This window comes from Acidithiobacillus marinus, assembly GCF_002847505.1.
Lineage (GTDB): Bacteria > Pseudomonadota > Gammaproteobacteria > Acidithiobacillales > Acidithiobacillaceae > Acidithiobacillus > Acidithiobacillus marinus.
Genome location: NZ_MXAV01000034.1, coordinates 127,266 through 151,376 on the forward strand (window position 1 = coordinate 127,266; position 24,111 = coordinate 151,376).

General features: G+C 53.8%; 27 protein-coding genes. 26 read left to right on the plus strand and 1 reads right to left on the minus strand.

Annotation, left to right across the window (positions count from 1 at the left end; genetic code table 11):
* The first annotated feature begins 33 nt into the window (after window positions 1-33).
* The 21 genes from moaA to B1757_RS08785 all read left to right on the plus strand — a co-directional run bounded on the left by moaA (window position 34) and on the right by B1757_RS08785 (window position 17,520).
* On the plus strand, window positions 34-1,065 hold the full coding sequence (gene moaA, locus B1757_RS08685) for a GTP 3',8-cyclase MoaA (protein ID WP_101537935.1): 1,032 nt from the start codon (window positions 34-36) through the stop codon (window positions 1,063-1,065).
* 74 nt (window positions 1,066-1,139) lie between these two features.
* Entirely contained in the window at window positions 1,140-1,472 is a 333-nt protein-coding gene (locus tag B1757_RS08690) for a rhodanese-like domain-containing protein (RefSeq protein ID WP_101537936.1), read from the plus strand.
* Window positions 1,473-1,593: 121 nt separating this feature from the next.
* Window positions 1,594-1,824: a sulfurtransferase TusA family protein gene (locus tag B1757_RS08695; protein ID WP_101537937.1), complete on the plus strand. Its 231-nt coding sequence runs from the start codon at window positions 1,594-1,596 to the stop codon at window positions 1,822-1,824.
* A 40-nt stretch (window positions 1,825-1,864) separates the two neighbouring features.
* The gene (gene dsrE2 / locus B1757_RS08700) at window positions 1,865-2,335 is read left to right on the plus strand and encodes a sulfur carrier protein DsrE2 (RefSeq protein WP_010637276.1); all 471 of its coding nucleotides are present in this window, start codon (window positions 1,865-1,867) and stop codon (window positions 2,333-2,335) included.
* Between the two features lie 64 nt (window positions 2,336-2,399).
* On the plus strand, window positions 2,400-3,080 hold the full coding sequence (locus B1757_RS08705) for a 4Fe-4S dicluster domain-containing protein (protein ID WP_215843587.1): 681 nt from the start codon (window positions 2,400-2,402) through the stop codon (window positions 3,078-3,080).
* A gap of 18 nt (window positions 3,081-3,098) precedes the next feature.
* Entirely contained in the window at window positions 3,099-4,442 is a 1,344-nt protein-coding gene (locus B1757_RS08710; RefSeq protein WP_101537938.1) for a heterodisulfide reductase-related iron-sulfur binding cluster, read from the plus strand.
* Between the two features lie 12 nt (window positions 4,443-4,454).
* Window positions 4,455-5,510, plus strand: coding sequence for a CoB--CoM heterodisulfide reductase iron-sulfur subunit A family protein (locus B1757_RS08715; protein WP_101537939.1), 1,056 nt, complete (start codon window positions 4,455-4,457; stop codon window positions 5,508-5,510).
* Window positions 5,500-6,318 (plus strand): hypothetical protein, encoded by an 819-nt coding sequence (locus tag B1757_RS08720; RefSeq protein WP_101537940.1) that lies wholly within the window; start codon window positions 5,500-5,502, stop codon window positions 6,316-6,318. Before B1757_RS08715 ends, B1757_RS08720 begins: the two co-directional genes overlap by 11 nt.
* Before the next feature lie 23 nt (window positions 6,319-6,341).
* Window positions 6,342-7,061 (plus strand): 4Fe-4S dicluster domain-containing protein, encoded by a 720-nt coding sequence (locus B1757_RS08725; RefSeq protein ID WP_101537941.1) that lies wholly within the window; start codon window positions 6,342-6,344, stop codon window positions 7,059-7,061.
* Entirely contained in the window at window positions 7,054-7,965 is a 912-nt protein-coding gene (locus B1757_RS08730) for a CoB--CoM heterodisulfide reductase iron-sulfur subunit B family protein (RefSeq protein WP_101537942.1), read from the plus strand. Before B1757_RS08725 ends, B1757_RS08730 begins: the two co-directional genes overlap by 8 nt.
* A gap of 66 nt (window positions 7,966-8,031) precedes the next feature.
* Entirely contained in the window at window positions 8,032-8,478 is a 447-nt protein-coding gene (locus tag B1757_RS08735) for a biotin/lipoyl attachment domain-containing protein (RefSeq protein WP_101537943.1), read from the plus strand.
* A complete protein-coding gene (locus B1757_RS08740; protein ID WP_101537944.1) occupies window positions 8,475-8,870 on the plus strand; it encodes a DsrE family protein in 396 nt (131 codons plus the stop codon). The genes B1757_RS08735 and B1757_RS08740 overlap by 4 nt, the downstream gene beginning before the upstream one ends.
* Before the next feature lie 20 nt (window positions 8,871-8,890).
* Complete coding sequence (locus B1757_RS08745) at window positions 8,891-9,331, plus strand: glycine cleavage system protein H (RefSeq protein WP_253253788.1); 441 nt, start codon at window positions 8,891-8,893, stop codon at window positions 9,329-9,331.
* A gap of 86 nt (window positions 9,332-9,417) precedes the next feature.
* On the plus strand, window positions 9,418-10,539 hold the full coding sequence (locus B1757_RS08750; RefSeq protein WP_101537946.1) for a radical SAM protein: 1,122 nt from the start codon (window positions 9,418-9,420) through the stop codon (window positions 10,537-10,539).
* A 52-nt stretch (window positions 10,540-10,591) separates the two neighbouring features.
* Entirely contained in the window at window positions 10,592-11,671 is a 1,080-nt protein-coding gene (locus B1757_RS08755; protein ID WP_101538046.1) for a lipoate--protein ligase family protein, read from the plus strand.
* On the plus strand, window positions 11,668-12,729 hold the full coding sequence (locus tag B1757_RS08760) for an NAD(P)/FAD-dependent oxidoreductase (protein WP_101537947.1): 1,062 nt from the start codon (window positions 11,668-11,670) through the stop codon (window positions 12,727-12,729). The genes B1757_RS08755 and B1757_RS08760 overlap by 4 nt, the downstream gene beginning before the upstream one ends.
* Window positions 12,730-12,753: 24 nt before the next feature.
* Complete coding sequence (locus B1757_RS08765; protein WP_101537948.1) at window positions 12,754-13,890, plus strand: radical SAM protein; 1,137 nt, start codon at window positions 12,754-12,756, stop codon at window positions 13,888-13,890.
* A 243-nt stretch (window positions 13,891-14,133) separates the two neighbouring features.
* Complete coding sequence (locus B1757_RS08770; RefSeq protein WP_101537949.1) at window positions 14,134-15,477, plus strand: OmpP1/FadL family transporter; 1,344 nt, start codon at window positions 14,134-14,136, stop codon at window positions 15,475-15,477.
* Window positions 15,478-15,654: 177 nt separating this feature from the next.
* On the plus strand, window positions 15,655-16,059 hold the full coding sequence (locus B1757_RS08775) for a hypothetical protein (protein ID WP_101537950.1): 405 nt from the start codon (window positions 15,655-15,657) through the stop codon (window positions 16,057-16,059).
* A gap of 49 nt (window positions 16,060-16,108) precedes the next feature.
* Window positions 16,109-17,116 (plus strand): lipoate--protein ligase family protein, encoded by a 1,008-nt coding sequence (locus B1757_RS08780; RefSeq protein WP_101537951.1) that lies wholly within the window; start codon window positions 16,109-16,111, stop codon window positions 17,114-17,116.
* A 26-nt stretch (window positions 17,117-17,142) separates the two neighbouring features.
* Complete coding sequence (locus tag B1757_RS08785) at window positions 17,143-17,520, plus strand: hypothetical protein (RefSeq protein ID WP_101537952.1); 378 nt, start codon at window positions 17,143-17,145, stop codon at window positions 17,518-17,520.
* A 57-nt stretch (window positions 17,521-17,577) separates the two neighbouring features.
* Here the strand turns inward: B1757_RS08785 and B1757_RS08790 are convergent, their stop codons facing one another.
* Window positions 17,578-17,898: a hypothetical protein gene (locus tag B1757_RS08790; RefSeq protein ID WP_101537953.1), complete on the minus strand. Its 321-nt coding sequence runs from the start codon at window positions 17,896-17,898 to the stop codon at window positions 17,578-17,580.
* Window positions 17,899-18,023: 125 nt separating this feature from the next.
* Here B1757_RS08790 and B1757_RS08795 point away from each other — a divergent pair, with 125 nt between their 5' ends.
* Genes B1757_RS08795 through B1757_RS08815 form a run of 5 tightly spaced genes read left to right on the plus strand, consistent with a single transcriptional unit; the run spans window position 18,024 to window position 24,045 of the window.
* Window positions 18,024-18,419, plus strand: a complete 396-nt coding sequence (locus B1757_RS08795) for a hypothetical protein (RefSeq protein WP_101537954.1) — start codon at window positions 18,024-18,026, stop codon at window positions 18,417-18,419.
* Between the two features lie 3 nt (window positions 18,420-18,422).
* Window positions 18,423-19,220, plus strand: a complete 798-nt coding sequence (locus tag B1757_RS08800) for a CbbQ/NirQ/NorQ/GpvN family protein (RefSeq protein ID WP_101537955.1) — start codon at window positions 18,423-18,425, stop codon at window positions 19,218-19,220.
* A 9-nt stretch (window positions 19,221-19,229) separates the two neighbouring features.
* Window positions 19,230-21,725 (plus strand): nitric oxide reductase activation protein NorD, encoded by a 2,496-nt coding sequence (locus B1757_RS08805; RefSeq protein ID WP_101537956.1) that lies wholly within the window; start codon window positions 19,230-19,232, stop codon window positions 21,723-21,725.
* Window positions 21,722-22,903, plus strand: a complete 1,182-nt coding sequence (locus tag B1757_RS08810; protein ID WP_101537957.1) for an acetoin utilization protein AcuC — start codon at window positions 21,722-21,724, stop codon at window positions 22,901-22,903. The genes B1757_RS08805 and B1757_RS08810 overlap by 4 nt, the downstream gene beginning before the upstream one ends.
* Window positions 22,900-24,045, plus strand: a complete 1,146-nt coding sequence (locus tag B1757_RS08815; RefSeq protein WP_101537958.1) for an aldo/keto reductase — start codon at window positions 22,900-22,902, stop codon at window positions 24,043-24,045. The genes B1757_RS08810 and B1757_RS08815 overlap by 4 nt, the downstream gene beginning before the upstream one ends.
* Window positions 24,046-24,111: the final 66 nt, after the last annotated feature.

Sequence of the window (24,111 nt, forward strand, 5' to 3'; positions counted from 1 at the left end):
AAGTTTCTTTCCGGTCTCAGCGAGGTGAAAAATATGGCGCAGGAGGTATTGGCTTCACCGTTACGAGAATCCGCCCTGGCAGATCGTTTCGGAAGACGGATTACCTACCTGCGTATTTCTGTCACCGAGCATTGTAATTTTCGGTGCGCCTATTGTTCACCCGCTGAAGGAACACCTTTTTTTGCCCGCAAAGATCATCTTCAGGTAGAAGAATATGATCGGCTCATTGCCATATTTGCCGGCTTGGGTGTGCGGCATATGCGTTTTACGGGTGGCGAACCCCTTATTCATCCCCATTTGCACAGCCTGATTGCAGCCGCTCAACGACAGGGGATCGGTAAAATCAGTGTCAGTACCAATGGCCTGTTATTACCCCGGAAAGCGGAGTTGCTCCGTCAGTCTGGAGTCAACAACCTCAATATCAGCCTGGATAGTCTCGAACCCGAAGTGTTTGCCCGGGTCACCCGAGGCGGCAAACTGCAAGAGGTCTTGCAAGGCATCACGGCGGCGGTGGCAGCGGGCATTCCCCGGATCAAGCTCAATGTGGTATTGATGCGCCGGGAAAATGGTCATGCTCTGGCTGACCTGGTGCGCTATGCCCTGGAACATCATATTGATATCCGTTTCATTGAAACCATGCCTCTGGGTGAAGCCGGCAGTGCAGCGCAACAGTCAGAATTCCTCAGCGCCAGTGAAGCGCGTGAACGTATTGAAGCTGAGTTGGGCACCCTGTATCCGGCTTTTCGCCCGACCGATAACGGCCCGGCCCAACTCTATCAATTTGCAGGGCAGCCGCGCTCCCACATTGGCTTTATCACGCCGATCAGTGACAATTTCTGCGCCAGTTGCAATCGCGTCCGCTTGACCGCTAGCGGACGTCTCGTATTTTGTCTGGGCCAGGAAAACGGGGTGGATCTCTTGCCCATGCTGCGTAGCACATATCGTGATGCCGATATTGCCGAGCAAATCCGTGCGCGTATCTGGCAGGATAAACCTGAGCGTCACGAATTCGTAACTGATCCGGAACGCTCGTCGCGGATTTTCATGATGCGTCTCGGTGGTTAAGGGTGCTCTACACGTCAGAGAGCACATGGTGTAAGCTAAGGGTTGACGTTAATTTATTAATTGGTGAATAGCTTATGTACGGTTTTCAGGAAATCACGGCAGACCAGCTCAAAGACCTGAGTGATCAGGGGAATGAGTTCATTTTGGTGGATGTGCGTTCACCTGCTGAGGTGGCGAGAGGTGTGATTCAAGGGGCGCAGCATATTCCTCTGCACATCCTACCTATGTCTCTACAGCAACTGGACAAATCCAAGACGGTGGTCTTTTATTGTCTGAGTGGCGGTCGATCTGCTCAGGCTGCTGCTTTTGCGGCTGCACAAGGCTTTGATCAGGTGCTGAATTTGCGGGGTGGAATTTCGGCCTGGGCGAATCGTGGCTTGCCAATAAGTCAGTTGCCCAGTCAATAAGGATTCTCTAAAATAGGGGTGCTTAATCATCAAATCAAAATATTTGCCTTGCTGTTCCCCCTTTTCCTGATACAGTCTTGCAGGTAGTTTTCAGACATCAATAACCTTAGGAGGTTAAACCATGGTACAAGAAGATCAAGTACTCGACGCACGTGGCCTGAATTGCCCTTTACCTATTCTGCGCACCAAGAAGGCTCTTGGCGAGCTGACTTCCGGTCAGGTCCTGAAGATCGTCGCTACCGATCCCGGTGCTGTGAAAGATTTCGAAGCGTTTTCCAAGCAGACCAAAAACCCGCTTTTGGAGCATGCTGAAGCTTCGGGCGAATTTATCTTTTTCATCCAGAAGGCCTAATTGCATGAGGTTAGGCTGAGTGCCTGACCAGGAGTTGAAAATGGACGAGAAAAAACTGGCGATTGTTGCCACGAAAGGGACGCTGGATTGGGGTTATCCGCCCTTTATTTTGGCTTCTACGGCTGCTGCTCTGGGTTACAGCGTAGAAATCTTCTTCACCTTTTACGGCCTGCAATTGCTCAAGAAAGATCTGAGTCACCTGCGTGTCAGCCCCCTGGGTAATCCGGCCATGCCGATGCCTGTCCCGATGCCGACGCTGATGATGGTGTTGCCGGGAATGGAAGGAATGGCTACCTCCATGATGAAAAGCAAAATGAAGGCCAAGGGTGTGGCCAGTCTGGATGAGTTGCGCGAATTATGTGTTGAGGCCGAAGTGCGAATGATCGCCTGTCAGATGACCGTCGATCTTTTCGAGTTTGATACGGCAGATTTCATTGACGGTATTGAACTGGGTGGCGCGGCTGCTTTTTTTGAATTTGCTGGCGAATCCGACATCACGTTATTTATTTGAACCAATGATCTGCGCTGCGGGTCGAACAGGTATGACGTATTAATTGCGAGCGAGGAGCAAGTAGATGGCGACTTACGCTGAAATGAAAGAGATGTTTGACGAAATCCGTGCGGATTTTCGTTATGACCACGAACTCAATGGCTGTTTGAATTGTGGCATTTGTACGGCTACCTGCCCGTCGGCGCAGTTCTATGACTATAGTCCCCGTGAAATCGTCCAGTTGCTCTGGACGGAAAACGTGGAACAGATTTATGACGCCATGCAGGAAAAAATCTGGGCCTGTGCTCAGTGTATGACCTGCGCGGCGCGTTGTCCTTTCAAGAACTCCCCCGGGGGATTGGTCATGATCATGCGCGAAGTGTCTATTCGTCATGGTATGCAATCTGCGAAGGATGTATTGCGTCCCTTCGGTCGTGTGATGCTCAAACTGATTACCACCGGTAACCAGCTTTCTCCTGACATGATTCAACCCGATCACTTCCCAGATTGGGGCCCCAATATCCAGAAAGTGGAAGGTGATTTGCGGGTATTGCGCAAAGCCATTCCGGTCCGCACCTTGCAGACCGTTGAAACCGCATGGGAAGTATCTCTCAAGACCTCCGTTGAAATGTACACCATTTGGGAAATGACGGGTGTGTTGAAGTCCCTGGAAACCATGGATGAAAATCTCTTTGACGTGATCGAAGACTTCATCGATGAAAAGCGGGAAGACTACGAAGACTGGCTCGAGAGCCAGGAAGATTGACGGATCAAGGAGATTGATATGAGCGACAACAACACGCAGCAAGGTCTGGCGGGACACGGCGCTTTTTTCCAGGACACCAATCTGTCGGCGAATGAAGCGGAAGCGGCCACGGCCTGGGTCCGCAGTCATGTAGACCGGCGCACCATGGATCTCGGTGAGCGCATGGACGACATTCGCGAGCACATGTGGGAGCTGGAAAAAGAAGGCGAAATCATTGTTCATCGGATCACCGATGATCACAAACCCATCGAAGTAGATACCCTCTATGGTTGGAAAAAGCGGGTCCCCACCAACCAGCTCTGGCATCACAAGAGCTGCGGACAGTGTGGCAATATCCCCGGCTATCCCACCAGCCTGCTCTGGTTCATGAACCATTTTGGCACCGACTATCTGGACGAAACCGACCAGACCTCGTGCACTGCCTGGAATTATCACGGCTCCGGCATCGGCAACGTCGAATCCCTCGCCGCCGTATTCCTGCGCAACTTCCATCAGGCCTATGTTTCCGGCAAGCAGCACGGCTACGAGAATGGCCACTTCTATCCCCTGGTGCACTGCGGCACCTCCTTCGGCAACTACAAGGAAATTCGCAAGTATCTGGTGGAATCTGCCGAACTGCGCGAAAAGGTCAAAAAGATTCTCGGCAAGCTCGGGCGTCTGGTGGATGGCAAGATCGTCATTCCCGAAGAAGTCGTGCACTACAGTGAATGGCTGCATGTCATGCGCAACCGCATCGCCAGCGAACTGCAGACCATCGACATGAGCAACATCCGGGTGACCACCCATGCGGCCTGCCACTACTACAAGATGGTTGCGGAAGACGCCATTTACGACAACAGCATTCTCGGCGGCAACCGCACGGCGGTCGGCACCTCCGTTGCCCAGGCCCTGGGTGCTCAGGTCATCGACTATTCCACCTGGTATGACTGCTGTGGCTTCGGCTTCCGGCACATCATTTCCGAGCGCGAATTCACCCGCAGCTTTACCATGAATCGCAAGATCAAGGTCGCCCGGGAAGAAGCCAACGCTGACGTCATGATTGGTATCGACACCGGCTGTATCACCACCATGGACAAGAACCAGTGGATCGGTAAGGCCCATGACATGAACTACAGCATCCCGATCATTGCCGACGTGCAGCTGGCCGCCCTGGCCTGCGGTGCCGATCCCTTCAAGATCGTCCAGCTCCAGTGGCATGCTTCACCCTGTGAAGATCTGGTGGAGAAAATGGGCATCAACTGGGACAAGGCCAAGGCCGACTTCCAGGAATACCTCAAACAGGTCGAGCAGGGTAACGTGGAATACCTCTACAACCCTGAACTCGCCACTAACCAAAATATCAACATGAAAGCGGGCGCTTAAGGAGAAAAATCAGTGAGTGCACAGGATACAGTATTAGTCGTAGGTGCCGGTCCTTCCGGTCTGTCAGCAGCTGCCACCATCGCCTCGATGGGTAAAAAGGCCGTGGTCGTCGAGAAGGAAGATGTTCTCGGTGGCGCGCCCATTATTTCCGGTTACGCCAAGTTGGTGCCATCAGGTGAATGGGCCAAGGACGCTATCGGCCGTATGGTCAGTCGGGTGGAAGGGGATGGCAATGTCACCATCCACAAATCGACCAAAGTCAGCAAGGTTGAAGGTGAGGCGGGTAATTTCACCGCGACCCTGAGCAATGGTGATAAGGTCGAAGCGGGCTCAATCGTACTGGGTACCGGTTTCACCCACTTTGACTCCATCAATAAACCTGAATGGGGTTTCGGAACCTATGAAGATGTGCTGACCACCAGTCAGATGGAACAGATGGTGGGCACTGGCCAGATTCGTTGTCCTTCCGATGGTCGCGTGCCGGAACGGGTGGCCATTCTCCTGTGCGTAGGTTCCCGTGACCGCCAGATTGGTCGTGAATGGTGCTCCAAGATCTGCTGCACCGTTTCTACCAACCTCGCCATGGAAATCAAGGAAATCTCGCCCAGCACGGACGTATTCATCTATTACATGGATATTCGTACTTTTGGTTTGTACGAAGACAAGTTCTACTGGAAGAGCCAGGAAGAGTTCAAGACCAAGTTCGTCAAGGCGCGTATTGCTGAAGTCACCAAGTCGCCTGATGGTCGCTTGTTGGTAAAAGGCGAAGACACCCTGGTCAAGCGTCCTATTGTCATTCCCATGGATATTGTGGTGCACGCCATCGGCATGGATCCCAATGCACTGAACCCTGAAATTGCCAAAACTTTTGGTATTGGTCTGGAAAAGCACGGTTTCATTGATCGTGCTGAGCAGTACACCAATAGTCAGGGAACCACGCGCAAGGGCATTTACGTGTGTGGTGCAGCTACTGGACCAGAAGATATCGATACGTCCATCGCTCAAGGCCAGTCTGCTGGTTCACGGGCAGTAGCCGATCTCTTCGGACAGCAGAAAGTTGCCAGCTGATATCTACCAGGACAGGAACGAAGAACATATCGTTCCTGCCACGCTGCCCATAGAGCTCGACAAGGGTCTGCTCAATCGCTCCTTTTATGAACTGGAAGAAGCGTTTGAGGGTCAACAGGGTCTGGCCGATCTGGTGAGCAGCATGGCGGAAAAAACGGCGAGCTTTCGTCGTCTGCTGCTGGAAGAACAGCAACCTCTGACCGAAACACAAATGGAACATCTCGTCGCCCAGATGTTTACGGCGCGACGCAAAATTTGGCCGCTCATTGCGGAACAAGGAACGGCCAGGGTCGGGGAGTTGATGCGTGATCTACTGACCGGGCATGGCGATCTGGTGCAGCGTATGACCAGATTTGAGGAAGCCTTGCCGGCTACCGGAAAAGTGAAGCGGGTGATCAGGGATGTGGCTGCTGAGGTGCTGCACTTCAGTGATCCTGAGCGTTACCCGTTGATGACACGGTGGGTCTGGGACCAGGGAACTACCTCTGGCGCCATTCGTGAGTTTATTCGTGGCGGTGATTACCTGACGGATTTCCCTTTTGGTGAGAGTCCCGAGATGTTTGAGGGTCTGCGCCAGTGGATGCGGGAAACCTTGGAGGAGTTGGGTGTATATCGGGATGTTCCCTACATGGTGGACATTATCCTCGCTCATCAGTACTCCCAGTATGTTCGGGCAATGGCCGAAGGCTTTTTACGCTCGGACTTTGGTGGACAAACAGACTTTACGGAACAGATTCGAAAGTTGCTGGGCGTAGAAGTGCAGCGACGGATGGGCGGGTCTCGTATCAAAAGAGACGACATTCATTGATGAATTAGGGTTTAGGAGCAGCTATGGCTATTCATGAAAAAACACTGATCGATCCTGATCGGATTTTACAGCACGACAATCTGGTGGTGGACGGTGTGGATGTATCGGGTTCCTGGAACACGATGATTACTCCCCGTACGCTGACCGACTATGAAGAAAACTTTGAGAAAATTATTCAGAGCTACAGTGGTGGCGAAAATGTGCATCGTTGCTGGCAGTGCGGTTCCTGCACCAACTCCTGCACCATGTATGCCCAGAACGTGGACTTCAATCCGCGCTACTGGATCTACCTGATTCGTCTGGGTCTGAAGGCTGAGTTGCTCAAGGACAAGGATATCATCTGGCAGTGTGTGTCCTGCAACAAGTGCACCAACATCTGCCCCAAAGATGTGCGTCCTGAGGGCGTGATGAAAGCTACTGCCCACTGGATGGAAGATAACGGTTTGACTCCCAAGACCCTGTCCACCCACTTTGATGAAGAATTCACGCATCAGTGCATCGAGTTTGGCCGCATTGAGGACACGGAAGTGATGATGGGTTTTTTCAAGCGTTCCAATCAACCGTTGGTGCAGCCCTGGATTGTTGAGTTCGGTAAACGTCTCTCCAAAGGCTTGCCATTGGGTCAGCTGGCAAAAATGGGCATGAATGTGGTTTTCCGCCCGAAAACCAAATCCTGGGGTAAGACCGGCGAAGTTCTTGCCGAATATGTGAAAGCACAGAAGGAGGCTGCTCATCATGGCTAAGGTTGCATATTATCCGGGTTGTGCGCTGGAAGGCTCTGGTGGTCCCTATGACAAATCCACCCGCGTTCTCGTCAAGGAACTCGGTTTGCAGATGGAAAATCTGGAAGACTACAATTGCTGTGGTGCCATGGAAGTGAAAAATGTTCATCCCATGCTCCAGACTTACATGTCCGCGCGGAATCTGGCTATTGCCAGTAAGTTGCAGGGCTGTGATACAGTGATGGCCCCTTGTAACGGTTGCTATCGTAACCTCAAGCAGACGGAATACGAATGTGCCACGTCTGAAGAAACCATGAAGACAGTGCAGGACCTGGCAGACAAGTCCGGTGACCCGGTTTATGAAGGTGATGTGCGTACCTTGCATGCTCTGGAATGGTTCATGGAAGAGGTTGGCCCTGACGGGATCAAGAGCAAGGTCAAGAAGAGTCTGAACGGGCTGAAAATTGCCAATTACTATGGCTGTATGTACACCCGGCCCCGGCAGATTTTCCCGGAAAAAGACCAGGGCCCTGATTCTGAGTCTTCCTATGCACCTCACTTCATGGATGACCTGCTCAATGCAGCGGGTGCCGTTGCGGTGGACTTCCCGCTGAAAACGGCTTGCTGCGGTGGTGCCCACACTTTGTCTGATTCGGATACATCCACTCAGCTGGTATTGAATATTCTCCAGGCTGCAGAAGATGCGGGTGCTGAAGTGATCGCCACGGAATGTCCGACCTGCCATTCCGGACTGGAAATGCATCAGGTGCGTGCAGAAACCGAGTTTGGCATCAAATCCAATGTCAAGGTCATTTACTTCACGCAATTGCTGGGTTTGGCAATGGGGCTGTCTGCACGTAAGGTCGGTATTCCCGACAACGTCAGTGACTCCATGGACTTGCTCGCGGCCAAAGGCATCGTATAATAAGGTTGAAGGGCGCCCCGCAAAGGGGCGCTTTTTTTTACCTGCCGCTGTCACCAGGGGGAGGCTATGGAATGTAACGGATGCGAATTCCGCGCCGAATTATATTATGATCAGGAATGTCAAATCTGGGTCCGTCGTGAAGGTGATGGTACCTTGACGGTGGGAATGACTGATATTTCGCAGTCAATTGCCGGTAAAATTCTGCACGTACGCGTGCGTCGGCCTGGCACCCGTCGTCCTGTGGGTAAGCCGGTAGCCACCATCGAAAGTGGGAAATGGGCGGGTCCGGTACCCAACGTGTTCGACTGTGTGATAGAACTCGCCAATGAAGATGTGCTAGAAGATCCCAATCTGCTGAATATTGAACCCTATGAAGCTTGGATTGCCCGAGTCCGGCCGGTAGCTTCCGTGGACGTCGCCCTAAAAAAGCTGTCTACTGGGGATGCGGCCTTTGAGTTGTATCGGCAGCGTTGTTTGCGCGACGACATTCACTGTGAGCGAGGGATGCGATGAGTGATCATTATTTGGATGATGATAGCGAAAAATCGGTTGTGATCGTGATGACCAGTGGTCCAAGCACGGCACATCGCTGTGCCACCCCGTTTTATTTAGGTTCACTGTTGTCTTCCATGGACGCAGAGGTTAAGATTTTTTGCACCATGGAAGCTGTTAGACTCATGAAAGTGGGCGTTGCTGAAAATTTGGCCGCCATGGAAGGTGGTAAGCGCATCATCGATTTTATTCGTGATGCGAAAAATGCGGGAGCCCAGCTCTACGTGTGCAGGCCCGCACTGCCAGGCTATGAGATTGTGGCAGATGACCTGATTGATGAGGTGGATGAAGTGGCTTCAGCAGGTGATCTTGCTGATCTGATTTTATCGGTTGACCGGCTTTTGTTTTTTTAATTTAAAACCTGAAGGAGAAAATGATGGGAACTGTACGTGGCTGTGAAATCCCCGAAGATTTGATGTACAACGTCGAAAACAATGTGTGGCTACGCAAGGAAGATGACGGTAGCGTTACCATCGGTATGACATCTTACGCCTGTGCTCTTGCCGGCCAAATTGTTTCCTATACCCCCAAGAGCGCCGGTAAGGACATCAAAAAAGACAAATCTGCCGCCACAGTAGAATCTGGTAAATGGGTAGGTCCTCTGAAGAGTCCAGTGAGTGGCACCGTGGTTTCCAGCAATGATGAAGTGGCTAAAGACCCGGGTTTGATCAACAAGGATCCTTACGGAAGCGGCTGGATTGCCAAGCTGACCCCGGCGGATTTTGCCGGTGATTCTGCTGAGCTGAAGACCGGTGCAGATGCACTCTCGGCTTTTGAAGAAAAAATGACGGCTGATGGTTTTGGTGGCTGCTGATACATTCTGGTAGCCCTATCCAGTCAGACGGCCGCATTTTGCGGCCGTCTAGCTTTCTCCACGTATGACTAAGGATGGAAATTAATATGAACCCATGGTTAAACGCTGTTTCGCAAGTGGAAGCATTGGAAGATCTGACACTCAACCCAGATCTGGTCGAGTCCATGCGGGAACGGTGGTCCGGTCTCTCTGGCAGCCAAGTGGGTCGTATCAATTTCTATACGCCTTCTTTTAAGCACCACGAAACTTCTGAGGTGTCTGCCTGTGGGAAAAATGCGTTTCCGGCCATCTCCATCACCGGCGGTGACTGCAAATTGCAGTGCGATCACTGCAAGGCCAAAATCCTGGAGCCGATGATTCCGGTACGCAGTCCTGAAGAGCTGGATCGTCTGGTGGATCAGATTGTGCTGGATGGTGGGCGTGGACTGCTGCTTTCCGGAGGTTCCGACCATCAGAATGTCGTGCATTACGAGCCTTATTTTCCGATGGTTCGAAAGATCAAGGATCGTTATCCCAATTTGCAGATCGCCATGCATACAGGCATAGCCACTCCGGAATTTGCCCGGGGCATGGAAGATGCGGGTGTGGATGTGGCCATGATGGATGTCATCGGTGCTCAAGATACCATCAACCAGGTCTATCACCTGCGCCGCAGCGTTGATGATTTCGAAGCCGCTCTCGAAGCCTTGGTGGCTACCAGCATGAAAGTGGTTCCCCATATTGTCATCGGTTTGCATTATGGTGAACTGTTGGGTGAATGGAATTCGTTGGAAATCATTCAGCGCCATCTGCCCAGTGCCCTGGTGCTGGTGGTCATCATGCCCCAGTATGCGTCTTCCAGCAGACCTTTTGCGACGCCACATACGGATGAAGTTGGAAAATTTTTCATGGATGCCCGTGCTGCCCTCCCGGAAACTCCGGTATTGCTGGGCTGCGCCCGGCCTTCCGGTGTGCATCGTTCCATTACCGATACCTACGCAGTGATGGCTGGTCTCAATGGCGTCGCATTTCCCTCTGATGGGATGTTGGCCCTGGCCAAGCATTTGGAGCGGGATGTGTTCGTCACTCCGTCCTGTTGCTCCATGATTGTGGGTGAGGAAGTACTCAGTATGGGTGACGAGTCAACGACCATGCCCCTCGATTTCGTCCCGGCCGCCCCCAAACGGCGCACGCAGTTGCGGGATATTCCCATCGTGTTTTCTGCTTGAAAATGGCACAAACAGCAATGATTCGCTACGGTTGCTACAGGTCTTGGCAGGCATGAATCAGGTCTCGCAAGGCTCCTGGCTGGTGGTTGATTCTGGGCTGCGTCCTGCGGACGAGAACATGGCGCTGGATAAAGCCCTGCTTGAAGCCATGGCCGAGCATGACATTACCGGTGTTTGCGGTGTGTTTCGTTTCCTTCGCTTTGAAGAATCGGCTCTGGTGGGATATCACCAGTCTCCTGATCAGGAATTGAATCTGGATTTTTGTTGCGAACAAGGCATCGCCGTCCAGCGACGTTTGACCGGTGGCGGAGCATTGATATTTGATCCCACCCAGATTGGTTGGGAGCTGGTCTGTCATCGTGATGCCCTGCCCAAGGGGGACATGGCCGCACTTTCTCGTGAAATTTGTCTGGCAGCAGCAGCAGGATTATCGACTCTGGGCGTTAAAGCTTCCTTCCGTCCGCGCAATGATATTGAAGTAGAAGGGAAAAAAATTTCCGGAACCGGTGGCATCATGGATGGGGACATCTTGCTGTTTCAGGGCACGGTGCTGGTGGATCTGGATATTCCCAGAATGTTGCGCGTGCTGCGGGTGCCATTGGAAAAACTGGATGCGCATGCTATTTCTTCCGTCGCAGAACGTGTCACCAGTCTCAAGGCACTTCTCGGAAAAGCGCCGGCATTGTCGCAAGTACAGGAAGCCCTGTTGGAAGGCTTCCGCCAACATCTGGGATTGGATTTTGAAAAGGGTGATATGCCCGAGTCCGTGATGGCGCTCTACCCGGCGATGTTGGAGGAAATCCGCGATCCGGAATGGATCAATATCAATAGCAGAATGCAAGCTGACATGCCATTACGCAAAGCTTCCTTGCGTGCTCCGGGCGGCACCTTGCAGGCAGAAATGCTCTGGGACAGTTTCGGCAGTCGGATCCGGCAGGTCCATTTTAGTGGGGATTACTTTATTCAGCCGCGGCGCGCCATCGTCGATATGGAAGCTGCTTTGCGCAATGTTCACTTGAACGAAGTAGAGACCATTCTGGCAGATATTTTTGAAAAACAGCAAATAGACGGTTTTGGTTTGCAAGCGAAAGATTTTGCCAGTGTATTAAGACAGGCAGCGGAGCAAGCATGACACCGCAAGCAGTCGATGTGCTGATAGTTGGTGCGGGTCCTGCGGGTGCCGCTGCCGCCCGGGCTGCGGCGGGAAAAGGCCTGCAAGTACTGTGTATCGATCGGCGTGCCCGGATCGGTTTACCTGTGCAATGTGCAGAATTCGTCCCTATGCCGCTGCTGCGGACAGTGCACGAAACTCAATCCCGCGTGCAGGACGTTGCCGGTATGTTAACGGTACTGCCTTCGGGTTTTCAGCATCAGAGTATCTTTCCGGGCATCATGATCGATCGTGCTTTGTTTGATCAGGGTTTGGCCGATTTGGCACAAGCTGCAGGCGCCCACATAAAAACCCGGACATCTTTTATGAGTTGGGATGGCCAGTGTGCAAGGATAAAGCTTCCCTCCGGAGAAGTGGATGAGATAGTCCCCAGAATGCTGATTGCTGCCGATGGCCCTCATAGTCCGGTGGCGGAAAATATCGGTTTGGTTCATCAGCAGGTGGTATATACCCGCCAATATACGGTACCCTTGTGTCATGAGTATGACGATACCGATATTTATCTGTCAGACGCATTTCCAGGAGGGTATGGCTGGTTGTTTCCGCGCGGTCCGGTGGCCAATCTTGGCCTGGGTGCTGACAAGCGCTTTGAGGACAACCTCAAAAAACCGCTGGAAGAACTGCATCAGCAAATGGTGGAACGAGGAATTGTGGGTCCGGAAGTACTGAGCAGAACTGGCGGCGCCATACCCGTTGGGGGTTTGCGTTCCATGATTCATGACCATGTACTGCTCTGTGGTGATGCAGCCGGGTTGACACATCCCATTACCGGGGCGGGTATTCCTGCAGCTGTCATCAGTGGAGAAGCTGCCGGACTCGCCGTTGCCGCTTACCTGGCTGGCGAGAACGATGCCCTGGAAAGTTATGAAGAAGACATGCAGGATCAGTTTGGACCGGCCCTGCGCCGGGCTGTGCAACGCAGAAGCTCTCTGGAAGCCGTGTGGCGCAAGCCCGCTGCCCAGGAAGATCAGGTCATGCGATCCGCCTGGATCGCTTTTGATGAATATTTTGCCGCTTAAGGCGGATTGACAGGAGGAACGTCCATGAGTGCGGTAGTGGAAGAAAATGCTCAGACCTTAAATTTTTATCGCCCGGATTATTTCGTCAAAACACCGACGATGCGTTCCCCGGACTACGTGCAGTTGAGTACGGCCGCAGCCATAACCTTGGGATTGATTCCCGGTGTGATGCACCGTACTTCCTGCACCAACTGCCTGAATTTGTTGATGACTTATCCGGAGGGCTGCCGTGCCAACTGCACCTACTGCGGTCTTGCCCGTCATCGTGAAGAAAGCCGGGACTATGCCGACCGCAATTTCATTCGTGTGGACTGGCCGACCGTGCGCGTCGATGAAATGCTGGAACGCATTGCCCAGAACAGCGACAAAGGTGATTTTCAGCGCATGTGCATCAGCATGATCACCCATCCCGACTCGGACAATGACACCATGACCATGCTCAAGCGCTGGATGGAAGTCGCCCCCCATATTCCGGTATCCATTCTTTCCAACCCGACCACCATGGAAAAGCAGGATCTGATCAACCTCAAGGAAGCCGGCGCGGATATTTTCACGGTGGCCCTGGATGCGGTGACTCCGGAAATTTTTGAACGGACTCGTGGTAAAACCGTACAAAGCCCCCATTCCTGGGATAAGTACTGGCAGGCCATTGAATGGGCCGCAGAAATTTATGGTCCTGAAAAGTTCGGTGCGCATCTGATTTGTGGCATGGGTGAAACCGAACAGGAAATTCTCCAGGTTTGCCAGAAAATGAAAGATATGGGTGGTCATAACCACATGTTTGCCTTCTTCCCGGAAAAAGGCTCCATGATGGAAGACTGGGATCCAGTTCCCCAGGATCACTGGCGCCGCGTTCAGTTGGGTCGTTTCCTCATCGATTACGCGGGCGGCCGTTACGAAGACATGCAATTTGACGAATATGGCCGGGTCCTGAATTTCGGCTATCCCGAAGCGGAGCTGGAAGACATTATCAACTCCGGCAAGCCTTTCCAGACATCCGGTTGCCCCGGCAAGGATGACGAAGAAGTCAGTGCCTGCAACCGTCCCTATGGCGATTCTTCCCCCTCGGACATTCGTTCCTTCCCCTTCGCTCTGAACAAGCAGGACGTGGAAATCGTCCGCCGCCAGATGAAGCTGCAGGATCTGCAGTTTCCCGGTTAAGGATGCTGCAATCCATATTGTCATCAATGAATGATAAGCTGGATGAATGAAAAACGGGGCTTCGGCCCCTTTTTTAATGGTTGGTGCCGAAAATTCAGAAGTATTTATTGTTGCTAATATACCGATATTTTAAGCACTAATCATTGGATTAAAAAATTGATAGATCAATCGTCTTGCAACACTGTTCCCGATAAGACACAATCATCGTGTCATTAGCGACACAACTGTGGGCGGAGGATACAAATGAAAAAATCACGAATTCTTGGGGTGGCAGTAGGCGCAGCTCTAGCAATGGGTATTTCCAGCAGCGCATTTGCAACGGATGGATATCAGTTGATTGGTATTGGTCAGTATGCTGTGGGTATGGGTGGAGCGGTTGTGGCTGCGCCAGACGATCCCTTGTCGGCCGCTATCAGTAACCCGGCTGGATTGGCGAATATGACTCCCCAGGCGGCCTTCTCGGCCGAAGTATTTAACCCTACCCGTAAGACGAATATGGGTAGTGGAGAAATAGGAAGTCATAGTAATATTTATGGGATTCCTGCGATTGGTTGGGTAGCCCCGGCTTTTGGAGACGGTATTGTTTTTGGTGGTGGCGTTTATGGTACTTCTGGTTTGGGTGTAAACTATATCCAGCCTGGTGCAGTGGGACCTGCTTATCAATTTGCCAAGAATGGTAAATTACAGAATCCCTCGCCCACCCTGACTTCTGGTGTAGCACAAGCATACAGTAGTATCACTTTTATTCAGATGGCTCCCTCCATTGCCATGAAAGTGAATAGCCATCTTTCTGTTGGTGCATCTTTGAATATTGCCGCCGAACAAGGATCTTTCCAACAAACCTTTACTCCTAATCAAAACTTTGCAAAAGGGGATTTGTATGAAGGTGGTGGCTTGAACTTGTCGACTCCGTCTTGGGCATATGGGGTGGGTGTGACTTTAGGTGCGCTTTATAAAGTTAATAATATGGTGACCTTGGGCGCTACTTATAAATCACCCATGATTTTTACACCGTTAACATTTCAGGCGGGGGCTCAGGCCGCACAGCTTCCAAACGGACAACCAGTCCAAGGCACTGCTGGACAGTATAGTGGTCATTTAAACTATCCCCAGCAAATCGCGCTGGGCATTGCTATTCGACCCATCCGGCAATGGTTGGTGAGTGTCGAAGGACAATGGATTAATTGGCATAATACCCTCAATACATTTAACATTCACGGCCCTTGGCAGGGAACCAACGTGGTTCCGCTCGGACTGCATTGGCACAATCAGTTTGTGGCAAACTTCGGTACTCAGTACAATGTCAATGATTGGCTACAAGTGCGTGCCGGTTATACTTGGAGCTCAAACCCCATTGATAACAAGGATGCGGCTGCCAACACGATTTTCCCGGCGGTAGTTCAGAATACTATCACCTTCGGTTCTACGCAGAAGCTGGGTATGGGTTGGAAATTGACAGAAGCGTATATGCATGCCTTTGCTAACACTATCACAGGACCGGCAGGTACCGCGCCTTTTGGAATGGAAACACCCACTTCCACCTTGGCCGAAAATTCCTTCGGTTTGCAAGTCGGCTACGACTTCTAAGAACACCCCTCCTCAGGGTCACTGGGAGACGGGCAACCGTCTCCCTTTTTGTTTGCGCAGCGCATGAAGGTTTATCAGTAAGTCTCCTGCGGGGAGTTAAGCACTCATCCTCTCCTTACCTTGCACCCTGCAGGGCTTTGCGCGAAACTGGTCTAAATCCACATCGCAAGGAATCTCATGAAGTCCATACCGATTACCGATGTCAGCAGTCTCAAAAATGAATTGAATAAATACAAGATGGGGAAAAAGCTGGAAATTCCCCGTTTCAACCAGTTGGCCAGAATGGCGTATATGGGGCGTCTGGTCATGACTCCGCTGGATCCGGAAGATCCGGCCTGCAAGTCTTTTCTGGTCCATGTCCAGGAGCCTTTGGGTCTAGCGGCACATTTTATCGAGCTGGATGAGGATTTGCAGGATACCATCCTCATTCTCGATAGTGAGCAGTCCATGGCCATGGCGGGTATCATGCAGGCGGGGGTGGAAGAGCGGGTGCGTTGGCATGAAGCCCTCAATGAGCGGGATTTCTATTTCTCCGCCTTTTACCGGCCCAAGGATAAGGAAAGCCGGGAAGAGAACGCCTGAGATGATGCTGTGCAGTGTCGCTCTTGTCCCACCAGGGCAATACTGAAAAGTGCAGTTACGGGTTATTTCCCTGGGGGTGTTGCCCCCGGAGTTGCTGCACAAAACCTATATGGGCCTGGCAGAAGCACAGAAAGATGATGATCCGCCTGTTCTGCTGCTGGTCCAGTCTGAGCCTCACCTGAGTCTGGGAGCGGCTCAATCCGCTAGTGCCGAGCTGGATCACAGGGCCTGCGCTAACCTGGGCATACCCGTATTGCAAAGAGCGCTGGGTGGTGGTCTGGTCTGGGTAGATAGTGGTCAGCTCAACTATTTTTTTATTTTCCCGATGGCCCTGGGCATACGTCGCGGCCCCGAACTTTTTGCACGCACGGCCCCCTGGATAGTAGCCTTGCACGCCCGCTTCGGACTGCAGATTGAAGCCCGTGATGGTCATGATTTTTGGTGTGCGAGCCAAAAAATCGGCGGGACAGGGGCGGCGACCATTGGCCGAAGCCTGGTCATGGGCGGCAGTTTGATGCTCCATGTGGACTGGAAACCGTTTGTAAATTGCGTGGCCGCACCCTCGGCAGGTTTCCGCGCATGGCTGGCCGAAGCCTTGCAGGATAGTCTGTGGACCTGGTCGCGCCTGCTGCCGCAGGTGCCATCCGTAGAAGATATCCGCAACACTTTTCCGGAAGTGCTGGAATCTGGCGATATCCAGGTGACCCGCGTCGCAACCTTGAAGCCGGCAGAGCAGCAGGCTGTGACGGCTGCCGAATTAGAGGAGCCGGAATGGGAGATGCCAGCCAGCAGGAGGGTTCCCGCTGGCATCAAAATCAAGGCCGGGGCGTTTTTGACGGAAAGGCAATGGCCGGATGGGTCCTGGTTGCGCATCTGGACAGAAAATGGTGGCTTCCGGAAGGTGGCGGCCTCTGTCTGGTCAGAAAATCAGTGCCGGGTATTCACCGGGTTACGAGCAGAGTCTCAGGAAATGACCCGCGCCTTGCAAGAGCTGGCAGGCGAAGCATGTGCACAATGGTCCGCGCGTTTTGCTGAAACGGCCGTCTGGAAAGACTGAAATCCACAATCACAGGAGATGGTTTCATGCCCAGTATTGAAGAACGGATGCGCAAGCGTTTCATTTTGATGAATAGTGACGCTGTCTTGCGGCAAGCGGTGGCAAAGGCTATTCCGGAAAAATGGGAAATGACTGAAGCGACCGATCTGGAAGCTTTTGAGGAATGGCAGGAAATTCTCCTACATCGTTTTATGTTGCTGAATCTGGAAGATCCGCAGATCAGTGATCCGGTAGAGTTGATTGATCAGATTCGCCGCGAATACCAGTTGAATATTCCCATCTTTTGTTTGGGAGGCAGTCGGGAGATAAGGGATCAGGCCCGTTCAGCCCGGGCTGACCGGTTTTTTGATCGGGAAGAGGGCCTGCAAAGACTGCCGGAGTTTTTTCAGCAGTTTGCCTGGTGAATAGCGCCGCTACTGGATGACCAGGCGGCGCTGGATGTTACAGTGAAGCTGGATGATTCAGCCGACCTTGGCGTGGGCTTCGGTATCAAGCAGCAGATCGTGACTTTCGCTCTGGCCATCAGCAGTGACGGTCAGGGTGGCGATGCGGATGCCGGCATCCTTGAAGGTGACTTCATAAGAAAAAATGCCCGGCAGTTCCAGGGTGCTTTCTTTCAGGGTCTTGCCTTCGCAGGTGACGCTGATCTTGGCGCTGCCCTGACCTTCGAGCATGGCCTGAATCCGGAAAGGATGGCCGACGACGCGGCGATAAACCTGGGGGTCGCGGTTGGCGTTATATTGCAGGTTGTTCAGTTTGACCATCTTGACGAGTTTGCTCATGGTTGCCCCTTATTAATCACACTATAAAATGAATTATACACGCATTTAGCTAAAACTCTTTTATCCTAGACGAAAATCTCCCGGAGTGGTAGCGGGTTTCACCGAAAAACCGATCAGGAGTGATGATGACCGAGTCAAATGATTTGATTGCAGCACTGGATGCTGTTCATGCCCGCATCGAAAAGCTGGCCAAACAGCAGAGCGATGGCATGCCTTTGTCGGAATTGCTGGCAGCAGGTATTGCCGAAGCCGAAACCATGCTACGGATCATGCTGGAAACCGAGCATAAGCCCTATGCCAGTGATGCTGATCTGCTGGCATTGTGGAAAACCCTGGTGAAGGGCAAACCGCACTGGAATACCATTCGCGATAATTGTCGTGAACTGGTTTACTACCAGAACTGTCTGAAAGCAGAGCGCCAGGATGCTTTGCCTGCCCAGCCTGAGCGTATGGTGATCCATACCCTGCGCCACATTTTTTTGTATTTACGTAGCCATGCCGAACAACATCAAGAGGGTTGAGTAATGAGTGAAATGATCATCGAAGAACCTTTTTACCAGCCCGTAGCCAATGAAGTCGGGGTATTTATGGCGGCCTGGAGCCGGCGTTTGCCGGTGATGCTCAAGGGGCCGACGGGTTGCGGCAAGACCCGCTTTCTGGAGCACATGGCCTGGCGCCTGAAAAGACCGCTGATTACCGTTGCCTGTCACGAAGATCTGACCAGCTCGGATCTGGTCGGGCGTTTTCTCATCGAAGGCGACGCCACGGTCTGGCAGGACGGCCCGCTGACCAAGGCGGTGCGCGAAGGTGCCATCTGCTATCTGGATGAAATTGTCGAAGCGCGGACGGATACCACGGTGGTCATCCACCCGCTGACCGATCATCGTCGCCATCTGCCCATCGAAAAGCTGGGCACGGAAATCAATGCCCATCCCGATTTCATGTTGGTCATTTCCTACAATCCGGGTTATCAGACGGTGCTGAAAGATCTCAAGCCTTCTACCAAACAGCGTTTTGTGGGTATGAATTTCACCTATCCGCCGGGGGAAGTGGAAACCCGCATTGTCATGAAAGAAGCCGGGCTGGATGAGTCCCGTTCCAAGGCGCTGGTAGCGGCGGCAGACAAGGCCCGCAATCTGAAGGATCAGGGCTTGCAGGAAGTGACTTCGACGCGAGCGCTGATTTATGCCGGGGCGCTGATGGTGGCAGGTCTGGAGCCGCTGGAAGCCTGTACCATGGCCATCATCAATCCTCAGACCGATGACCCGGAACTGAGTGAGGCCCTGCTGGAAATATTCCGGACCTTCTTCCCCGAACGCTAAGGAGCTTTCATGTCGGAAGCGACCGAAGAAATCCTCGAGCATCTGGCGGCCATCAGTTTTGTGGCCGGACGCGATGCCCGCGACGCCTTGCCTGCGGTGACGCCTCTGGGTGAAAGCGCCTGTCTGCAGTTTCTGGAAACCGGCAGAGATCTGTTTTTTTATGATCGGGAAGCCGGGAAAGCCTGTTTTCATGCCACGGCGACCATGGTGGCGGCCTTTGGTGGACTGGACCCCTGGCTGGAACAGGCCCGCCAGTTTCTCACCCAGCGCGGTACCTTCAGGGCGGTGGTGGGCTTTTTTCAGCAGGCGGCGACGGTCCGGAGCAACTGGGGTGCCGAGGGTGAGGCCTTGTGGTTCCGCCTCGGTGCAGCCTGGATTGATCGTCATGTGGACAGTGCTGCGGCGTATTTCCGGATGCCGGTGCAGATCCTCTTTGGGGAGCAGGGCACAGCCGGGCTGGAAGCCCTGTTACAGCCCGCCGAAAGTCTCGCCAAGGGCCGCCTCGGGCTGGGAACTTATCTGGATGGGGCCATCAAGGTGCGCGGCATTTGCGGGCTGGATGGTGTGGAGGAATGGGCACGGCGGGGTGCTGATGTGCTGGCGGCCGGACGCATAAGGGGTGAAGCCTGGTTTCGGCTGGAAAGTGACGAGGCCCGGGGTTTTCTGCTGGAGGTGCTACCCGGTTTCCGCATGGGTACTCACAAGCGCCTCTTTGGCCTACTGTTACAGGCCTGGACGGGCTTGCACCTGCCTCTGGAAGAGGGCGACTGGAGTCTGGAAGGGGGGCGCAGTTTTCTGGAGACGGACGGTCGCAGTCTTTTTGTGCCGGCCGTCATGCCCGATCGGGAAGAAGCACTGCTGGCCTTTTATCATACCGGTGCGCATCTGGCTTTTGACAGTTACGAGCAGGACGCCATTCACGCCCTTTTTGCGGAAATAGGGATGGAGCATCCCCCTCTGGATCCCGATCAGCGCATTACCTGGCGACCGCTTTTTGCCCAGTTTGGCGAGGACTTGATCCGCTTCCAGATGCTTTTTGATCTCTGCGAAGATTTGCGGGTAGATACCGCCCTGGATCGGGAAATGCCGGGCTATATTTCCCGGGTTTTGCAGGCCGCGCGCAAGCATGGACTGCCTGAGGGTGTGGCCGCCGCCTACTATGAGCAGGCCCTGCAGCATCTGGAAGATTACCAGCAGAGCCGCCTGGCCCCGGAACTGGCAGCGTTGACCCATCCTGAAGCTGGGATTGTGGATGCTTTTCGGGTGGCTCTGGGCCTGTATGCGACGACAACGCTGCCGCCTTTGACACTGGTGGAACGCGCCCGCGCCTATCTTCCCGGTCATTCGCCCAATGCCGCACGTCCGGTTTATCCCCGGCAAAAGCGCGGCAGTGAGGCTCCGGAAATGGATGGAGACAGCGCGCTAGGGGCGGCAGGGCATCAGGAAAAGCCCAAGGAAGCGCCGCAATCGGCTGAAGGGAATGACCCGGATATGGAAATTCCGCCGGAAGACATTCAGGGTACCGGTGGTCGGGTAGGCGTGGGCATTCCTCTGCCGGCCAAGGTCGCGGGCAGCGGTCGCGGGGTCAAAGGCCCCAAGGGCGGCTGGCCTTACCGAGAATGGGATTATCGCCATCAGCAGTACAAAATGGATTGGGCGCGGGTACATGAACGCAAGCTGCGTGAACAGGACGAAGCCAAGGCCATCGAAATAGCCGCAGAGTATGATGGCACCCTGCGCCGCCTCAAGCGCGCCCTGCAAGCGCAGAAGCCAACGCGGATGGCACCGCGCCGTCGTCAGTATGAAGGGGAGGAACCGGATCTGGAGGCTGCGGTCCAGTTTCTTATCGAAAAACGCGCCGGACGTTCACCCAAGGCCAGCGTATATTTGCAGCGCCGCCCTCAGCAGCGGGACACCGCCGTGCTGCTGTTGGCTGACTTGTCGACCTCCATCATGGCCGAAGCCGGGGACTCCGGGGTGCGGGTAGTGGATCGCCTGCGCGCCGCCATGCTGCTCTTTGGCGAGGCCTTGCTGGAAGTGGGCGACCCTTTCGCGGTCTATGGTTTTGCCAGCAAGTATCATGATGAGGTGCTGATGTATCCCATCAAACGCTTTGCCGACAAGTTTGATGCCCGGGCCAGAGCCATACTGGGAGGCTTGTCTGGACGTCTGGCGACGCGCATGGGGGCAGCCATCCGCCATAGTACCCGCTTGATGTTGCGCAGCCCCGCCCAACGACGCTTGTTGCTGATTCTTTCGGACGGGCGACCGGCGGATTATGACGACGGCGGCGATCCGCGCTATTTGCAGGAAGATACCCGCATGGCCGTGCGCGAGGCTCTGGAATTGGGTATTCACGCCTTTTGTATCAGTCTGGATCCCCAGGGTGGGGAATACCTGCCCCAGGTGTTCGGGCAGGGGCATTTCCTGGTCCTCCCCCATCTTGATAGTCTCCCGGCGCGCTTGCCGGAGGTCTATCTGCGCCTGCGGGGGCATGGCGGATGAATGAAAAACAGCTCTTGCACCCCCAAATTGCCGCGACCCGTCCGGCCCGTTTTGTGGGTGCCGCCCGCTATCGGCGTGCCAGCTACGGCAGCAATCATCCCCTGGCCATTCCCCGTGTTTCCCTGACCCTGGATCTGATCAATGCTTACGGTGCCATGGCGCCCGAGGAATATTGTCTGGGCCGACCGGCCAGTCATCAGGAACTGTTCGGATTTCACACCCGCGATTACATTCAGGCCTTTGAGCGTGCTCAGTTTCGCGGCAATGTGCGTGATGCCGACCGCAAACAATATCAATTAGGGACGCTTGAAAATCCCTGTTTCCCCGGCTTTTTTGATACCCCCAATCTGGCTACAGGTTCCAGTATCCTTGGCGCGGAGTTGGTATTGCAGGGTTTCACCGCCTTCAGTCCGGCAGGGGGGATGCATCATGCTGCTCCCGCTCAGGCGCGGGGCTTCTGCTACCTGAATGATCCGGTGCTAGCCATTCAGCGCCTGCGCAAGGCGGGGCTGCGGGTACTCTACTGGGACATGGACGCCCATCATGGCGACGGTGTTGAGGCGGCTTTCCGGGAAGATCCCGATACTCTCACGGTTTCCCTGCACATGGACACGACTTATGCCTATCCCTTTCAGGGAGGTGGGTTGGATGACCAGGAAGGCCTGGCCGTGAATCTTCCCCTGCCGATGGAAATCAATGACACGGAATATGCCCACGTTTTCGCTGCACTTTGGCCCAAGGTCCTGCAGCAGTTTGCACCTGACGTGCTGGTTCTTCAGGCTGGTACGGATATTTTATCGCCGGATCCCTTGAGCAAATTCCGCATATCCAATAGCCTGTTCTGGAACATTGTTCAGAGAATTGTCGCCGAAAGCCCGCGTTTGCTGGTATTGGGCGGGGGAGGGTATCATCCCATTGCCCTGGCCCGTTGCTGGACCGGCGTCTGGGCGGCCCTGTCGGGACGCACTCTGGATATGGCCCTGCCCGAAGCCGGTCGAGCCCTGCTGGAAGCGGTGGAATGGGATCTGGATGATGAAGATGCGCCGGATTACAGCCGCCAGTTCCAGTATCTGGATGATCTGCCCTTGCCAGGTCCGCTCCGTCCGGAAGTGATAGCGCGTCTGGATTATCTCTTTCATCATCATCCTCTTTTTGCCAACAGGAGAAATGCTGCGTGAATGCTGCAGAAAACACCTTGATTCCCGGCGCTGCCAATAGTGTGGGCAGCAAGGCTTATGTGGCGCGCTTTGCGGACACCTTGGCAGAAGAACATTTCAGCGATTTTCTCAATACCCGGATCAAGCTGTCCTCATTGGGGGTGGGTACTTTTCCCGGCGCGGTGGATGATGTGACGGATCTCGCTGTGGCCGCCATCATCGCCCAGGCCCTGCAGTCCGGAATCAACGTGATTGATACCGGTGCCAATTATCGCTTTGGCCGCGCCGGACGGGCCGTTGGTGCCGGTATTGCCAAAGCCATGGCCGCGGGTATTCGTCGGGAAGAGTTTTTTGTGGTGGGCAAGGGGGGGTTTTTGACCTTCACGACGGGGCGACCTGAAGATCCTCTCGCATTTTTCCGCGAGGAAGTGGTCGCCAAGGGATTGGGCAAAGAGGAAGATCTGGCCGGGAATGTGCATTGCCTCAGTCCCGAATATATCGCCTGGCAATTGGATGACTTGCGCCAGCAAACCGGTCTGGAAACCCTGGACGTGTTTCTGGTGGATCAACCGGAAGTGCATATTCCCCTGATCGGCAAGGAACGGATGTACCAGAAGCTGCTCCAGGTATTTACCGTGCTGGAACAGGCCGTCCAGGAAAACAAAATTCGTTATTACGGGATTTCCACCTTCAATGCCTGCCGGGTTGAAACGGACCATACCCTGTTTCAGTCCCTCACCAGTCTCATCGGTCTGGCTGAAAAGGCGGCGGGAGAGGGCAACCGCCACCATCTGCGCGTGGTAGAACTCCCCTTCAACGCCCTGATGCCCGAAGCCTATACACGTTTCAGTCAGGTGACCGGACAGGGCAATATCGGCTCCACCATTCAGGCGGCTTTTCAGCTCAAGCTGACCATCATGGCCAGCCACACCCTGGGCAAGGGATTATTGGCCCAGGAAGAAATTCCTTCCCTGCTGGAAGGCATTCCCGAACTGGCTAACGCCGCCCAGCGGGCCATTCAGTTTGTACGGTCAACGCCGGGAATTGGTGTTACCCTGGTGGGCATGAGCACTCCCCTCCATCTGGCTGATTTTCTGGCCGTTGCCAAGCAGTTGCCTCTCCCCAAAGAACGTTATCTGGCGATGTTCGAAAAGGAAAAATAGGCACTGCATTACCAAGCAGAGCCATGAGAAAGGTGGGATAACCCACCTTGGCGGTAAGCGCGCAAT

What these genes read in the sequence shown, in the direction of transcription:
- moaA (WP_101537935.1), top strand. Translation starts at nt 34, where the DNA reads ATGGCGCAGGAGGTATTGGCTTCACCGTTACGAGAATCCGCCCTGGCA.
- B1757_RS08690 (WP_101537936.1), top strand. Translation starts at nt 1,140, where the DNA reads ATGTACGGTTTTCAGGAAATCACGGCAGACCAGCTCAAAGACCTGAGT.
- B1757_RS08695 (WP_101537937.1), top strand. Translation starts at nt 1,594, where the DNA reads ATGGTACAAGAAGATCAAGTACTCGACGCACGTGGCCTGAATTGCCCT.
- dsrE2 (WP_010637276.1), top strand. Translation starts at nt 1,865, where the DNA reads ATGGACGAGAAAAAACTGGCGATTGTTGCCACGAAAGGGACGCTGGAT.
- B1757_RS08705 (WP_215843587.1), top strand. Translation starts at nt 2,400, where the DNA reads ATGGCGACTTACGCTGAAATGAAAGAGATGTTTGACGAAATCCGTGCG.
- B1757_RS08710 (WP_101537938.1), top strand. Translation starts at nt 3,099, where the DNA reads ATGAGCGACAACAACACGCAGCAAGGTCTGGCGGGACACGGCGCTTTT.
- B1757_RS08725 (WP_101537941.1), top strand. Translation starts at nt 6,342, where the DNA reads ATGGCTATTCATGAAAAAACACTGATCGATCCTGATCGGATTTTACAG.
- B1757_RS08730 (WP_101537942.1), top strand. Translation starts at nt 7,054, where the DNA reads ATGGCTAAGGTTGCATATTATCCGGGTTGTGCGCTGGAAGGCTCTGGT.
- B1757_RS08735 (WP_101537943.1), top strand. Translation starts at nt 8,032, where the DNA reads ATGGAATGTAACGGATGCGAATTCCGCGCCGAATTATATTATGATCAG.
- B1757_RS08740 (WP_101537944.1), top strand. Translation starts at nt 8,475, where the DNA reads ATGAGTGATCATTATTTGGATGATGATAGCGAAAAATCGGTTGTGATC.
- B1757_RS08745 (WP_253253788.1), top strand. Translation starts at nt 8,891, where the DNA reads ATGATGGGAACTGTACGTGGCTGTGAAATCCCCGAAGATTTGATGTAC.
- B1757_RS08750 (WP_101537946.1), top strand. Translation starts at nt 9,418, where the DNA reads ATGAACCCATGGTTAAACGCTGTTTCGCAAGTGGAAGCATTGGAAGAT.
- B1757_RS08755 (WP_101538046.1), top strand. Translation starts at nt 10,592, where the DNA reads ATGAATCAGGTCTCGCAAGGCTCCTGGCTGGTGGTTGATTCTGGGCTG.
- B1757_RS08760 (WP_101537947.1), top strand. Translation starts at nt 11,668, where the DNA reads ATGACACCGCAAGCAGTCGATGTGCTGATAGTTGGTGCGGGTCCTGCG.
- B1757_RS08765 (WP_101537948.1), top strand. Translation starts at nt 12,754, where the DNA reads ATGAGTGCGGTAGTGGAAGAAAATGCTCAGACCTTAAATTTTTATCGC.
- B1757_RS08770 (WP_101537949.1), top strand. Translation starts at nt 14,134, where the DNA reads ATGAAAAAATCACGAATTCTTGGGGTGGCAGTAGGCGCAGCTCTAGCA.
- B1757_RS08775 (WP_101537950.1), top strand. Translation starts at nt 15,655, where the DNA reads ATGAAGTCCATACCGATTACCGATGTCAGCAGTCTCAAAAATGAATTG.
- B1757_RS08785 (WP_101537952.1), top strand. Translation starts at nt 17,143, where the DNA reads ATGCCCAGTATTGAAGAACGGATGCGCAAGCGTTTCATTTTGATGAAT.
- B1757_RS08790 (WP_101537953.1), bottom strand. Translation starts at nt 17,898, where the DNA reads ATGAGCAAACTCGTCAAGATGGTCAAACTGAACAACCTGCAATATAAC.
- B1757_RS08795 (WP_101537954.1), top strand. Translation starts at nt 18,024, where the DNA reads ATGACCGAGTCAAATGATTTGATTGCAGCACTGGATGCTGTTCATGCC.
- B1757_RS08800 (WP_101537955.1), top strand. Translation starts at nt 18,423, where the DNA reads ATGAGTGAAATGATCATCGAAGAACCTTTTTACCAGCCCGTAGCCAAT.
- B1757_RS08805 (WP_101537956.1), top strand. Translation starts at nt 19,230, where the DNA reads ATGTCGGAAGCGACCGAAGAAATCCTCGAGCATCTGGCGGCCATCAGT.
- B1757_RS08810 (WP_101537957.1), top strand. Translation starts at nt 21,722, where the DNA reads ATGAATGAAAAACAGCTCTTGCACCCCCAAATTGCCGCGACCCGTCCG.